At 26.5% G+C, this 14,671-nt stretch carries 10 protein-coding genes and 1 tRNA gene; 10 read left to right on the top strand and 1 reads right to left on the bottom strand.

All coding sequences use genetic code 11. The annotated features are described in order from the left end of the window. Window positions 1–10: 10 nt before the first annotated feature. Window positions 11–742 carry a ZIP family metal transporter gene (locus N3D74_01640; protein ID MCX8094882.1) on the top strand — a complete coding sequence of 244 codons (732 nt, stop codon included), beginning with the start codon at window positions 11–13 and terminating at the stop codon, window positions 740–742. Here the strand turns inward: N3D74_01640 and N3D74_01635 are convergent. Next, window positions 719–3,298 carry a cation-translocating P-type ATPase gene (locus N3D74_01635; protein MCX8094881.1) on the bottom strand — a complete coding sequence of 860 codons (2,580 nt, stop codon included), beginning with the start codon at window positions 3,296–3,298 and terminating at the stop codon, window positions 719–721. The genes N3D74_01640 and N3D74_01635 overlap by 24 nt on opposite strands. Before the next feature lie 139 nt (window positions 3,299–3,437). Here N3D74_01635 and arsB point away from each other — a divergent pair, with 139 nt between their 5' ends. The 9 genes from arsB (at window position 3,438) to N3D74_01590 (ending at window position 14,563) form a co-directional block, all read left to right on the top strand. Then, on the top strand, window positions 3,438–4,580 hold the full coding sequence (arsB, locus tag N3D74_01630) for an ACR3 family arsenite efflux transporter (GenBank protein MCX8094880.1): 1,143 nt from the start codon (window positions 3,438–3,440) through the stop codon (window positions 4,578–4,580). 41 nt (window positions 4,581–4,621) lie between these two features. Beyond that, window positions 4,622–5,842, top strand: a complete 1,221-nt coding sequence (locus N3D74_01625; GenBank protein MCX8094879.1) for an L-threonylcarbamoyladenylate synthase — start codon at window positions 4,622–4,624, stop codon at window positions 5,840–5,842. Between the two features lie 3 nt (window positions 5,843–5,845). Continuing rightward, on the top strand, window positions 5,846–6,304 hold the full coding sequence (gene rpiB, locus N3D74_01620; GenBank protein MCX8094878.1) for a ribose 5-phosphate isomerase B: 459 nt from the start codon (window positions 5,846–5,848) through the stop codon (window positions 6,302–6,304). After that, window positions 6,301–8,889, top strand: coding sequence for an AAA family ATPase (locus N3D74_01615; GenBank protein MCX8094877.1), 2,589 nt, complete (start codon window positions 6,301–6,303; stop codon window positions 8,887–8,889). The genes rpiB and N3D74_01615 overlap by 4 nt, the downstream gene beginning before the upstream one ends. 2 nt (window positions 8,890–8,891) lie before the next feature. Further along, on the top strand, window positions 8,892–9,113 hold the full coding sequence (gene secG / locus N3D74_01610) for a preprotein translocase subunit SecG (GenBank protein MCX8094876.1): 222 nt from the start codon (window positions 8,892–8,894) through the stop codon (window positions 9,111–9,113). 13 nt (window positions 9,114–9,126) lie between these two features. After that, a tRNA-Leu gene (locus N3D74_01605) sits at window positions 9,127–9,211 on the top strand. A 28-nt stretch (window positions 9,212–9,239) separates the two neighbouring features. Next, window positions 9,240–10,481: a GGDEF domain-containing protein gene (locus N3D74_01600; GenBank protein ID MCX8094875.1), complete on the top strand. Its 1,242-nt coding sequence runs from the start codon at window positions 9,240–9,242 to the stop codon at window positions 10,479–10,481. A gap of 22 nt (window positions 10,482–10,503) precedes the next feature. Continuing rightward, window positions 10,504–13,458: a PAS domain S-box protein gene (locus N3D74_01595; protein MCX8094874.1), complete on the top strand. Its 2,955-nt coding sequence runs from the start codon at window positions 10,504–10,506 to the stop codon at window positions 13,456–13,458. A 4-nt stretch (window positions 13,459–13,462) separates the two neighbouring features. Next, a complete protein-coding gene (locus N3D74_01590; protein MCX8094873.1) occupies window positions 13,463–14,563 on the top strand; it encodes a threonine synthase in 1,101 nt (366 codons plus the stop codon). Window positions 14,564–14,671: the final 108 nt, after the last annotated feature.

The raw sequence follows: 14,671 nt of genomic DNA, 5'->3' as shown, positions 1-14,671 counted from the left end.
AATTTTAATTGTGATATTTATTTATGTAATAATTTCAACTTTTATAATTAGTTTAATATCTTTGATTGGAATATTTTTTATAAATAAAAATTTTAAAAATTTAGAAAAAATTAGTTTTTATCTTGTAAGTTTTTCAACAGGTGCTTTAATTACAGGAGGAGTTCTTCATCTCATACCTGAAGCTCTTGAAGAGAATTTTAATTCTATCTATTCAATTATTTTTGGAATTTTTCTTTTTTTTATTCTTGAAACTTTTTTAAAATGGAGACATTGCCACGAGTTTGGATGTGAAGAGCATACTTTTGTTCCAATAAACCTTCTTGGTGATTCTCTTCATAATTTTATTGATGGAGTTTTAATTGCATCGAGTTTTTTAGTGAATCTTAATATCGGTTTAATAACTACTCTTAATGTAATTTTTCATGAAGTTCCTCAAGAGTTAGGAGATTATGGAGTATTAATTTATGGTGGTCTTACTCCGAAAAATGCACTTAAATTAAATTTTTTTATATCTTTAACTTCAATTTTTGGTGGTGTTTTTGGGTTCTTCTTACTTGAAAAATTTAAATTTTTAATTCCATATATTATTGGTATAACTGCAGGTAACTTTTTATACCTCTCATTAACAGACTTAATTCCTGAACTTCACAAAAAGGTCTCAATCAAAAATAATATCGAAAAATCAATATTTATTTTAATTGGGATATCATTGATGATTTTATTTAAAATTTTCTTTGAATAGTTTTTTTGATTGAAAATATTTAACAATTTCATATGTTATTCCAGGAAGAAAAGCAAGGGGAAAATATTCAAAGAAAATTGGTTTTAAAGGAGAAAGAGAGAAAATTTTATCAAAGAATGGTATATATATTATTATTAATGATAAAGCAATTGAGATAAAAATTGAATAATTTAAAAATTTGTTATTTAAAAGATTTTTCAATTTAACAGGTTTAAATTCTGTTTTATTTGCATATGCTCTTATTAATTCAGCAATTATTAATGTAATCAGTGCTGTAGTTTGAGCCTCAGATAAAGTTCCACCGCTTCTTAAAATGTTTAAGAATGCAAAAATAGTTATAACTGCTTCAACAAAAGCACTAACTAAAATGCCAATCATATTATTTTTATTTAGAATTTTCTCATTGGGTTTTCTTGGTGGCAAATCCATTATTCCTTCTTCTTCTGGTTCAACACCAAGAGCAAGTGCAGGAAATGCATCTGAAATTAAATTTAGATAAAGAAGGTGAATAGGTTTAAAAGGAATTGGAAGATTAAAAAGAGTCGCAAATAATATTATTAAAACTTCTCCTATATTACAACTCAATAAAAATATCACAACTTTTTTAATGTTTGAATATATTCTTCTTCCTTCTCTTATAGCTTCAACTATTGTTGCAAAATTATCATCTGTTAAAACAATATCAGATGCTTCTTTCGAAACATCGGTTCCAGTTATGCCCATTGCTATACCTACATCTGCTTTTTTAAGAGCAAGTGCATCATTTATTCCATCACCTGTAACAGCAACCTTCTCTCCTAAGTTTTTTAATTCCTCAACAATTTTTAATTTTGTGTGTGGAGAAACCCTTGCAAAAACATTTTTCTTATTTATAATTTCTATTAAATTTTCATTTTCATTAAGTTCTTTTTCATCAATTGCTTCTAACTCATCATCTATTATTTTTAATCTTTTTCCAATGCTAAGCGCAGTAATTTTATGGTCTCCAGTAACCATTTTAACTTTAATTCCTGCTCTTTTTGATTCTTCAATTGCTTTATAAACTTCTTCTCTTGGAGAATCCTCCATAGCAATAAGTCCTAAAAAGATAAGGTTCTTTTCATAATTTTCCTTTTTTTCATCTTGAATTCTTTTGTAAGCAACTCCTAAAACTCTTAAACCCTCTTTTCCCATTTTTTCATTTTCAATCAAAATTTCATCTAAAATTTCTTCAATTGGTTTTATTTCAATTCCATCATGGTAATAAGAGCATCTTGATAATAAAATTTCAGGAGCTCCTTTTGTAAAAACAAACTTATTTTCTCCATCTGTGTTAATTGTTGTCATAAGTTTTCTATTAGAATCAAAAGGAATTTCATCAATTCTAAGAAATTTCTTTTCTAACTCCTCTTTTTTATATCCTTTTTTTAATGAATGCTTAAGAAGTGCAACTTCTGTTGGATCTCCGAAATCTCTTTCGCCTTCTTGAATTTTTGCATCATTACATAAAGTTATTGCAAGATAAAAGAAGTCTTTAGGTCCAAAGATCACTTCTTTAACAACATTTAACTCATTTTTTGTAAGAGTTCCTGTTTTATCTGAAAGAATTGTTGTAACAGAGCCAAGTGTTTCTACAGATGATAAATTTCTAACAATTGCTCTTTTTGTTGCCATCGTTTTAACTCCAAGTGCAAGAACAATTGTTACAACAGCTGGAAGCCCTTCTGGTACTGCTGCAACAGCCAATGCGACAGAGGTCATAAATGAAAGCATAAAAGGAAGACCTCTTAAAGTTGATAAAACAAAAACTCCAAGACATGCTAAAAGAAATATTTGACCTAAAGTTTTTCCGAGTTGATCTAATTTAATTTCAAGTGGAGTTTTTTCTTCTTCCATCTCTTCAAGAGTTTTCCCTATTTTTCCAATTTCTGTATTTACTCCTGTTGCAAAAACAACACCTTTTCCTCTTCCATAAACAACAGTAGAACCTGAAAAGACTATATTTTTTCTATCGTGAACTGGTAAATTATCTATATCTATTTCAAATTCATGCTTTTCAACAGGAAATGATTCTCCAGTTAAAAATGCCTCTTCTACTTTTAAATTTTTCTGCTCAATTATTCTTAAATCTGCTCCAACCTTGTCTCCTGTTTCTAAAATAACTATATCACCTGGAACAAGCTCTCTTGTTTTAATTTGAATTATTTTTCCTTCTCTTATAACTTTTGTTGTTGGTGACGATAATTTTTTTAACGCTTTTAAACTTTTTTCAGCATTAATTTCTTGATAAATACCAATAAAAGCATTTATTATCACTATTGCAATTATTGCTATTCCATCTATTAATTCTCCTAAGAAAACAGATATTATTGATGAAAAAATTAAAATTAATACAAGAAAATTTTTAATCTGATCATATATTCTTACAAATATTGATTTTGGTCTTTTTTCAGGGAGTTCGTTATATCCATAAATTTTTAATCTTTCTTTTGCCTCTTCTTGAGATAAACCAAATTCAAAATTTGTCTTTAATAAAGTTTCAATATCTTCTTTTTTAATCTTCCAAATTCTTTCCAAAAATAACCTCCAACTTTTATTATTTTATCAAAATTTTTTTATGGTATGTTATAATTTAAAAGGTTTGTTTTTTAAAAGAGAGCATAAGTGATTTTTAAATAAAACAACAAGTTTATCAAATTTTAATTAGGAGGTACCTATGGAGAGCAAGTCTCAACCTTTATCTTTTTTTGAAAAGTATCTTACTATATGGGTAATTTTATGTATAATCCTTGGTATTTTAATTGGTAGATTTTTCCCATCATTTGCTTATAAACTTGATTCTCTATCTATATACCAAGTTTCAATTCCTATTGCTATATGTCTTTTCTTTATGATGTATCCAATTATGGTTAAAATTGATTTTGGAGAGGTAGTTAAAGCAGGAAAATCTCTTAAACCTGTTCTTTTAACACTTTTTATAAATTGGGCAATAAAACCATTTACTATGTATCTAATTGCCTCTTTTTTTATAGGAGTTTTATTTAAAAACTTTTTACCTGGAGTTGAAATTGTAAAAACAGGTGATCAAGTTTATTTGTATAGGAGTTATATTTCTGGTACTATACTTCTTGGAATTGCTCCATGTACAGCGATGGTTCTTGTTTGGAGTTATCTTGCCAATGGAAATGATGGTCTAACACTTGTAATGGTTGCAATAAACTCTCTTACAATGCTTTTTTTATATGCTCCTCTTGGAAGTTTTTTACTTAAAGTTAATAAAATGCCAATCCCTTGGGAAACAATTTTACTTTCTGTTTTAATTTATGTTGCTTTACCTCTTGTTGCTGGTTATTTTTCAAGAAAATATATAATTAAGAAAAAGGGAATAGATTGGTTTAAAAAAAATTTTATAAAATATTTAACACCAATTAGCATTGTCGCACTTTTATTAACTTTAATACTTTTATTTTCACTTAAAGGTGAAATTATTATTAAAAACCCCTTAACTATTCTTTGGATTGCAATTCCACTTTTCATTCAAACATTATTAATTTTTTCATTAGGTTATTTCTTTTTATCAAGAGTTTTTAATTTATCTTATAGAGATGCTGCACCAGTTAGTCTAATTGGTGCATCAAACCACTTTGAAGTTGCAATTGCAACTTCAACAACATTATATGGACTTTCATCTGGTTCATCTTTAGCAACAGTTGTTGGTGTGTTAATTGAAGTACCAACTATGCTTTTTCTTGTTTCAATTTGTAAAAAAACAGTTTATTTATTTAGAGAAAAAGAAGTGTTTGTTCCAAAAATTTTACTAAAGAAAAATTTAATTAAAGGTAAAGATGATTTAAGTTAAATTTCTTCTAAAAATAAAAATTTCTGATATTATTAAATTTGATGAATATCATATTTAAGATTTTAATTTTAATATTATTTTATATTTATGGCTCGATTCCTTTTGGTCTTATTTTTGTAAAAAAGACAAAAGGAGTTGATATTAGAAAAATTGGAAGTGGAAATATTGGAGCAACAAATGTTTTAAGAGTTGCAGGAGTTTCTGTGGCTCTTATTTCAGGACTTTTTGATCTTTCAAAAGGTCTTTTGCCAGTTTTATTAGGAAAATATCTTTTCAAATTTGACCCTATTTTTCTCTTTTTATCTGGTTTTGCTGGAGTTTTAGGTCATGATTTTTCAATATTTTTAAAATTTAAGGGAGGAAAGGGAATCGCATCTACCTTGGGATTAATTGTTGGTTTAAATCCAATTGTTGCTGTTATTGAAATTTTAATTTTTATCATAACTTTAATAATTAAAAGAATTGTTTCAATTTCATCAATAATTTCTCTTATTTTTCTTCCATTTATATTTGTTATCTTTAAAAATTTTGAATATTCTTATTTATCAATTATTCTCTCAATTTTAGGAATTTATAAACATAGAGATAATATTGAGAGAATTTTTTATGGAATAGAATCAAAATTTGGTGAAAAAGAAAAAATTAGAGAAACAAAAATTTTTGAGAAAAGTATTAAAAATATAAATGAAATCAAAAAAATTCTTGAAAATGGAGGAGTTGGAATTATTCCAACTGATACAGTTTATGGTTTATGTGTAAATGCTCTAAATAAAGAAGCAATTAAAAGAATTTATAAAATAAAAAAAAGAGACTTAAATAAACCTTTAGTCCTTTTTGTAAAAAATAGAGATGAGATTAAAAATTATGGAATTGTTAATGATAAATGCATAAAAATAATTGAAAAATATATCCCAGGTATGATAACAATTGTTCTTAAAAAGAAGAATCCATCTTTTTCAATATCACTAAAAAAATTTGAAACAATTGGAATAAGAATTCCAGATGATCAATTTATAATAAGTCTTCTTAATTCTTTAGATTTTCCACTTGCAACTACAAGTGCAAATATTTCTGGAGAGAAAACTCCAAAAGACATAGATGGCTTGAAAAGAATTTTTATGGGTGTTGTTGATTTTATAGTGGATGGAGGAGAATTAGGCGAGATTCCATCAACTGTTATAGAAATTATTGATTATGAAATAAAAATATTAAGAGAAGGAAAAATAAAAAAGGATGAAATTTTATCATTATTTAAGGAGTGAATTATGAGAATTGCAATTGGTTCAGATCATGCAGGATTTGAACTTAAGGAGGAATTAAAGAAGTTTCTTTGTGTTGAGTATGACACAATTGATGTTGGAACAAACTCAACTGAATCTGTTGATTACCCTGATTTTGCTAAAAAAGTTTGTGAATTAATATTAAAAAAAGAAGTTGATTTTGGAATTCTTATATGTGGCACTGGAATAGGGATGAGTATCACTGCAAATAAATTTAAAGGAGTCTATGCATCATTGTGTTATGACAAAATAACAGCAAGTTTAGCAAGAAGACATAATAATGCAAATGTTTTATGTATTGGTGGAAGAACAACAAAATTAGATGATGCGATAGAGATAGTTAAAACTTTTTTAGAGGAAAATTTTGAGGGCGAAAGACATGAAAGGAGATTAAATAAAATAAAAGATATTGAGAATAAAAATTTTTGTGGAGGTAAAACATGATTTGTGATATATGCCATAGAAGAGAAGCAGATTTTACAATAACTAGGATAGTTGATGGTGAAAAAAGAGTTATTCATATATGTGAAGAGTGTGCAAGAGAACATGGATATGTTAAAGACGAAATTTCTTTTTTCTCTCCTTTTGATTCTTTTTTCGAAGATGAATTTTCAAAGTTCTTCTCAGTTCCAAAAGAGAGTGCAGTAACTTATGAATTTACTGGTGAAGCAGAAGAAGTAATACTTGAATCACAAAATATAGCAACTGAACTTGGGGAAGAAGAGATTAAAACTGAACATCTTCTACTTGCTCTTTTAAGAAAAAGTGATTATATAAAAAACCTTCTTTTTGATTTAAACATTGACCTCAAAGAACTTGAAACAGAAGTTCTTTCTACTATGAAAAAGAAAGATAAAAAAACTAAAGAGATATCATTGTCACCAAGAGTTAAAAGAGTAATCGATCTTGCACAAAAAGAGGCGAGTGGTTTAGGAAGTGATTATATTGGACCAGAACACCTTCTTCTTGGTCTAATTGAAGAAGGCGAAGGAATTGCTGGAAGAATTTTAAAAGATAAAGGTTTATCTCGTGATAGAATTTTATCTTATCTTGAAAAAAGAGATAGAAAATTTAAAGAGAGAAGATATTCTAAAACTACTACTTTAGATCAATTTTCAAGAGATCTTACAAAACTTGCAAAAGAGGGGAAATTAGATCCTGTTATTGGAAGAGAAAAAGAAATAACAAGAACTTTAAGAATTCTTTCTAGAAGAACTAAAAATAATCCTGTACTAATTGGTGAACCAGGTGTAGGAAAAACAGCAATAGTTGAGGGAATCGCTCAAAGAATTGTTCAAGGAAAGGTCCCAGATATTTTAAAAGATAAAAGAGTTGTCGCGCTTGATATTCCAGCAATAATTGCTGGAACAAAATATAGAGGAGAATTTGAAGAGAGATTAAAGAAAATACTTGATGAAATAAGAGAATCACAAGGAGAAATTATAGTTTTTATTGATGAACTTCATACAGTTGTTGGTGCTGGAGGTGCAGAAGGTGCAGTTGATGCTTCAAATATATTAAAACCAGCACTTGCAAGAGGGGAGATGCAATGTATAGGTGCTACAACAATAAATGAATATAGAAAGTATATTGAAAAGGATCCTGCGCTTGAAAGAAGATTTCAACCAGTATTAGTATCTGAACCTACAGTTGAAGAAACAATCGAAATATTAAAAGGTTTAAGAGATAAATATGAAGCATATCATGGAGTCAAAATTACAGATGAAGCAATTGTTCAAGCAGCAACTTTATCAGACAAATATATAACAGATAGATTTTTACCAGATAAAGCGATTGACTTAATTGATGAAGCAGCATCTAAAGTGAAGTTTGATGAAAAAAAAGAGCCAGATGATTTGAAAAAAATAGAAGATGAACTTAAAAAAGTGGTAAGGGAAAAAGAAGCAAAAATAAAGGCTGAAGATTATGAGAAGGCAGCTAAATTAAAGAAATTAGAAGATGAACTTAAAAAGAAACTAGAAGAGTTAAAGAAAAATTGGAATAAAGAAAAAGGTTCTAAAGTACCAGTTGTAACTGGAGAAGATATTGCACAGGTTGTTTCTGAATGGACAAATATTCCTGTAACAAAATTAGTTGAGGAAGAGATTAGTAAGTTAAAAAGAATGGAAGAACATCTTCATAAAAGAATTATAGGTCAAGAAGAAGCCATAAGAGCGGTATCAGAAGCGATAAGAAGGGCAAGAGCAGGTCTTAAGGATCCGAATAAACCGATTGGCTCATTTTTATTTTTAGGACCAACTGGTGTAGGAAAAACTGAACTTGCAAAAACTCTTGCAGAGTTTCTTTTTGGTGATGAAAATGCAATGATAAGATTAGATATGAGTGAATTTATGGAAAAACATACTGTTTCAAAACTTATAGGAGCACCACCAGGTTATGTAGGTTATGAAGAAGGAGGTCAACTTACAGAATTAGTTAGAAGAAGACCATATTCAGTTATACTTTTGGATGAAATTGAAAAGGCACATCCTGATGTTTTCAATATTCTACTTCAAATTCTAGATGATGGAAGATTAACAGATTCAAAAGGAAGAACTGTTGATTTTAAAAATACAATAATAATAATGACATCTAACCTTGGAAGTGATATTCTTTTAAAAGTTGATCCAAATGATAAAGAAAATTTTGAAAAAGCAAAGAATGAAGTTTTAAATTTACTAAAATATAAATTTAGACCTGAATTTTTAAATAGAATTGATGAAATAATAGTTTTTCATAAGTTAACAAAAGAACAGATTAAGGAAATTGTTAATCTTTTAATTGAAAGAGTAAGAAGAACAATTAAGGCACAAGGATTAGACCTTAAAATTACAGATAGAGCAATTGAAAAAATTGCTGAAATTGGATTTGATCCAATTTTTGGTGCAAGACCTTTAAGAAGAACAATTCAAAGAGAAATTGAGAATGAGATAGCCAAAAAATTACTTGAAAAAGAATTTGAAAAAGGTGATACAATAATAGTTGATTTTGAGAATGATAAGTTTGTATTTAAAAAGGAGGTAAACTAAGAGTGAGAGAACTTTTGCTATTTATTCAACTTGTTGTTTGTGTTGTTACAATTCTTTCGATAGTTTTCCAAACCCCTAAAGGAGCAGGTTTAGGAGCAATTTCAGGTGGAGCACACCTTTTTCACCTTCAAAAAAAGAAAGATGCAATTTTAAGTAAAATTGCATTAATTGGTGCAATAGCCTTTGGAATTCTCTCCTTGACTTTAACCATTTTAGGGGTATAATTTTTATTCTGATGCCGGGATGGCGGAATTGGCAGACGCGTACGTTTGAGGTGCGTATGGGGAGACCCGTCCGGGTTCAAGTCCCGGTCCCGGCACCAAAAATTTAAAATTTTAAAAATAAAAGTGATGAATAAAAATAATAAAATATATTATCAATATTTAATACCAATAATCTTTTTAATTATCTTTTGGTTTATTGCAAGAATAAATTATTTATTGTTTCACTCTATAATAGAACTTTTTGCAATTTTAACAGCATTTTGTATCGCTTTTCTTTCTTATTCAACCTATAGATATTTAAAGAATGATTTTATTTTAAATTTAGGAATTCTTTATGGATTTGTAATAATAGTTGATATATTACACACTTTAGCGTATAAAGGTATGGGTGTTTTTAAAACCTACAATGCCAATCTTCCAACACAATTATGGATTTTGGGAAGAACAATTGAGGCTCTTGGTTTGTCTTCCATAGTTATATTTAATAAAAAGTTAAAAGCTTTTTATAATTTTATATTTTTATCTATTTTTACAGCAACCTCTTTAATATTAATATTTTTAAGAAAATTTCCAGTATGTTTTATAGAAGGTTCAGGTTTAACACCTTTTAAAATTTCAATGGAATATATAATTGTTATCCTTTTAACTGTTGTATTGATTTATATAGTTTTAAAAAGAAATATACCTGAAAATTTTATTAAAGCATATATTTATACAATAATTTTTACAATACTTGGGGAGTTGAGTTTTACATTATACACAGATGTTTATGGTTTTTTTAATATGCTTGGACATCTATTTAGATTTATTTCTTATCTTATTATTCTTGTTGGAATTAATTCAAAATTTTTAATTTTTACAATAGAAAATTTAACTAAAGAGTTAAATTTAGAAAAAGAAAAATATAGAAACCTTGCTCATTATGATCAATTAACGGGTGTTTTGTCAAGAAATTACTTTAATGAACTTATTGAACAGAAAATAAAAAATAAAATAATAAATAACAAAAAGGACTTAGTTATAATGATTGATATAGATAATTTTAAAAATATAAATGATCAATATGGACATTTACATGGTGATGAGGTTTTAAGGTTTTTTGGTAAAAAATTAAAAGAGACATTTAGAGCCAATGATATTATTGTGAGATATGGGGGAGATGAATTTTTAATAATTTTAAATAATTGTTCCTTTGAAAATGGTGAATTAGCAGTTGAAAGATTAAAACAAAACATTTCAATTAATAATTTTAATCATCCATTATCCTTTTCTTATAGTATTAATTATTTAGATTATGAAAATTTAATAGAATCTTTAAAATATGTTGATAAGAAATTAATAGACATAAAATTAAAAAAATTAAAATAAAGAATTTGTTATAATTAAATAGATGAACAAAATCAACGAATCTATAATAACTATTTTTAATAATTTAAAAGACCATATCTCCATATTATTAGATAATGGAAAGATATTGTTAATAAGTAAAAATATAAAAGAATTACTTGGATATACTGAAGATGAAATCATTGGAAAAGAAATAAAAGAGTTATTTTATGATGATAAAGAGTATCCTAATTTTGTAGAATTTTTAAAAAATAAAGATAGAGAATCCTTATCAATTAAATTAAAAACAAAAAAAGGTAATTATAAATTTTTTAAAATTATTATAGTTGAATTAGAAGAACAAAAAAATTTATTAATTTTAAAGGATATAACTGATGAAAAAAGAAAAGATATTTTAACAAAAATTCTTTATAAAATTTCATTTTTTGGTTTTAGAACAACTAATCTTAAAGAATTTTTTGAGGAGATTCATAAATTAATAAAAGAGTACTTATATGCAGAAAACTTTTACATCTCTTTAATAGATGAAAGTGGTGAATACATTTATTTCCCATATTTTGTTGATTTAAAAGATGAAAAACCTGAACCAAGAAAAAGAAGAGGTGGAATTACTGAATATATTTTAAAAAATGAAAAACCATTTCTTTTAAAAAGAGAAGAGATAGAAAAACTAAGAGATAAAGGAGAAATAATTTTTTATGGAACTTGTCCAGAGTTTTACATTGGTGCTCCTTTAAAAGTATTTGATAAATTTATTGGAGTAATAGCTTTACAAATTTATGAAAAAGAAGTTTATTATACAGATGAAGATTTAAATTTGATCTCTTTTATTGCTGATAATATATCTGTTGTAATTCAAAGACTAAAAGAGAACGAGAATAGAAGGGCATTGTTAAACAACATTAAAGGGTTTATTTTTACTGCAACTCTTGAATCAAACAATTTAAAAGTTATTGAAATTGAAGGAAATTTTGAAAACATAACTGGATTTAATAAAAATGAGTTTATTAATAAAAATATAAATTTAGAAAACTATATTTATAAAGATGATTTTGAAAAAATTCAAAATTTAATTTCAAATGTTAATAAAAATGAAAATCAAGCATACACAGAGATATTTAGATTTATAAATAAAAATGGTGAAATAAAATGGGCTAGCATTAATATATCTATTTTAAGAGCTGAGATACCACGAGTTAAAATAATTCAAGGTATTGTTACAGATATAACAGAAAGTGTTAAAACAAAAGAAGAATTATTTGAAACTGAGAAAAAATTTAAAGTTCTTTTTGAGAATTCACCAGTTGGAATTACTTTAACAGATAAAAATGGTGAAATTATTTACTGCAACCCAAAGTGGGAAGAGATAATGGGTTATAAACTTCATGAATTAAAAAATATTAAATGGATGGATTTAACTTATCCAGAAGACCTTCAAGAAGATTTAGAAAAATTTAATAAATTAGTTAAAGGAGAACTTTATTCTTATTCTCTTGAGAAAAGAGGAATTAGGAAAAATGGTGAAATATTTTGGATGAATTTAAAAGTTGTTAGAGTTGATGATGAAAAAGGAAACTTTCTTTATGAAATAGCAATGACTGAGGATATAACCATAAGAAAAGAGATGGAAATTAAATTAAAAGAAAGCGAGAAAAGATTTAGAACACTATTTGAAAAATCTCCTATCGGAATTACTATGTCTGATAGAGATGGTAAACTTTTGGCCTCAAATGATGCATTTTTAAAGATGGTAGGTTATAGTTTAGATGAATTATCAAAGATTTCTTGGAAAGAATATACTTATCCTGATGATATTGATAAAGATTGGGAAAACTTCCAAAAATTGATAAATAAAGAGATAGATTTTTATACAATTGAAAAGAGATTTGTAAGAAAAGATGGTGAAATAATCTTTGCAAGATTAAACTGCGCAGCACTTTTTGATGAAAAAGGAGAATTTCAATTTGAATTTGCGATGATTGAAGATATAACGGAAAGTAAAATTTTAGAAAATGCTCTTTATGAAAGTGAGAAAAAATTTAGACTATTTTTTGAAAAAAATCCTCTTGGTGTTGCAATAGTTGATGAAAACGACAATTATATAGCATATAATAATGTTTATTTAAATTTATTAGGTTATTCTGAAGAAGAATTAAAGAAACTAACATGGAAAGATATTACTTTTCCTGAAGATTATAAAAGACAATATGAGTTATTTAAAAAACTTATTAATAAAGAAATAGATTATTTTAATATTGAAAAAAGATATATAAGAAAAGATGGTAATATATTTTGGGGACAACTATTTGCATCAGCAGTTTATGATGAAAATGGAAAATTTTTGTATTCTTTTGGTATTTTAAGAGATATAACTGAAGAAAAAAGATTAAAAGAAGAATTAGAAGAAAGTAGAAAGAAACTTGCAAAATCACTTGATAATGTTTTAAATTTAGTAACTAAAATAACAGAGATGAAAGACCCTTACACATTGGGTCATCAAGGAAGAGTCGCATATCTTGCAGAAAAAATTGCAAAGAAATTAAATTTACCAGAAGATGTTGTTGAAAAAATAAGATTAGCATCATTTATGCATGATATAGGCAAATTAACAATACCAACTGAGGTTTTAAATAAGGGTGGCAAACTATCTGAAAATGAATTTTCTCTTGTAAAAGAGCATTCACACAATGGTTATGAAATTATAAAAAGAGTTGAATATTTAAGTCCAATTGCAGATATTGTTTTGCAGCACCATGAGAGATTCGATGGTTCAGGATATCCATTAGGCTTAAAAGATGATGATATTCTTCTTGAAGCAAGAATTATTGCTGTTTGCGATGTTTATGAAGCAATGACATCACATAGACCTTATAGACCAGCTTTTAGTTGTGAAGAAGCATTAAAAGAATTAAAAGAAAAAAAGGGAATTTTGTATGATCCAATTATAGTTGATATATTTGAGGAATTAATTATTAACAAAGAAATAAATTCAGAATAAATAAATGGTGAAACCAAATCTTAAATGTTCAGAATGTGGAAGAGTTTATAGAGAAGAGGATAAAAAGGTTATATGTGATTGTGGTGGTTCTTTAGATTTAGAATTTAATCCTAAGTTCAAAATAGAAACCATTGATAAAAATAAATATGGTCTTTGGAGATATAGAAAATTTTTACCAATCAGGGATGAGAAAAATTTAGTTTCTTTTAATGAAGGTTTTACACCAATAATTAAATTAAATATTGAAGATAATGAAATTTATTTTAAACTTGATTTTTTATTTCCAACTGGATCTTTTAAAGATAGAGGGTCTACTGTTTTAATAAGTAAGGTTAAAGAACTTGGAGTAAAAAGAGTTGTGGAAGATTCATCTGGAAATGCTGGTGCATCTATTGCTTCATATTGTGCTTTAGGAGGTATTGAATGTGATATATTTGTTCCTAATAGTGCATCTAAAAATAAGATTAAACAAATAGAAATATTTGGTGCTAATTTACATATTTTACCTTTTTCAAGAGAAGAGGTTCATATTAAAGCAAAAGAGTATGCCAAAAATTTTTATTATGCAAGTCATTTTTTAAACCCATATTTTATTCAGGGAACAAAAACAATTATTTATGAAATTTTTGAACAATTAGAATTTTCTTTGCCCGATTCTTTAATAATACCAGTTGGAAATGGTTCGCTTCTTTTAGGTATTTATAGAGGTTTTAAAGATTTAAAAGAAAGCGGTTTAATAAATAAATATCCAAAAATAATTTGTGTTCAATCTGAAAATTGCGCACCTATTTATGAAGCTTATAAAAAGAAAAGTATTAAAATAGATAAATTTAATAAAAAGTATACAATTGCAGAAGGAATTGCTATAGCAGAACCTTTAAGAGGGAAAGAGATTTTAAAAGTAATCTATGAAACACAAGGAGAAGTGTTGATTGCAAAAGAAGAAGAGATTATATTAGCTCAAACTGAACTTTCAAAAAGGGGAATTTTCGTTGAACCAACATCAGCAGTTCAATATTTAGGATTAAAAAAATATATAAAAAGATTAAAGAAAAAAGAGAATATAGTGTGTATTTTAACAGGGAGTGGTTTAAAATCTTTATAAATTATTTTAAAATTATCATATGGAAAATGGATATTGTTTAATTAGTTGTTTATTTAGAATAATTGTTTTCATTGTTTTATTAATAATTTTGATATTTTTAATTAAAAG

This window comes from Caldisericia bacterium (assembly GCA_026414995.1).
Taxonomy (GTDB): domain Bacteria; phylum Caldisericota; class Caldisericia; order B22-G15; family B22-G15; genus JAAYUH01.
The sequence above is the reverse complement of the archived record's forward strand: the minus strand, read 5'-3'. Positions and strand labels throughout refer to the sequence as shown.

Bases quoted from the DNA above. Each gene is read 5' to 3' on its own strand.
- arsB (MCX8094880.1), top strand. From the start codon at position 3,438: ATGGAGAGCAAGTCTCAACCTTTATCTTTTTTTGAAAAGTATCTTACT.
- N3D74_01625 (MCX8094879.1), top strand. From the start codon at position 4,622: ATGAATATCATATTTAAGATTTTAATTTTAATATTATTTTATATTTAT.
- rpiB (MCX8094878.1), top strand. From the start codon at position 5,846: ATGAGAATTGCAATTGGTTCAGATCATGCAGGATTTGAACTTAAGGAG.
- N3D74_01615 (MCX8094877.1), top strand. From the start codon at position 6,301: ATGATTTGTGATATATGCCATAGAAGAGAAGCAGATTTTACAATAACT.
- N3D74_01600 (MCX8094875.1), top strand. From the start codon at position 9,240: ATGAATAAAAATAATAAAATATATTATCAATATTTAATACCAATAATC.
- N3D74_01595 (MCX8094874.1), top strand. From the start codon at position 10,504: ATGAACAAAATCAACGAATCTATAATAACTATTTTTAATAATTTAAAA.
- N3D74_01590 (MCX8094873.1), top strand. From the start codon at position 13,463: ATGGTGAAACCAAATCTTAAATGTTCAGAATGTGGAAGAGTTTATAGA.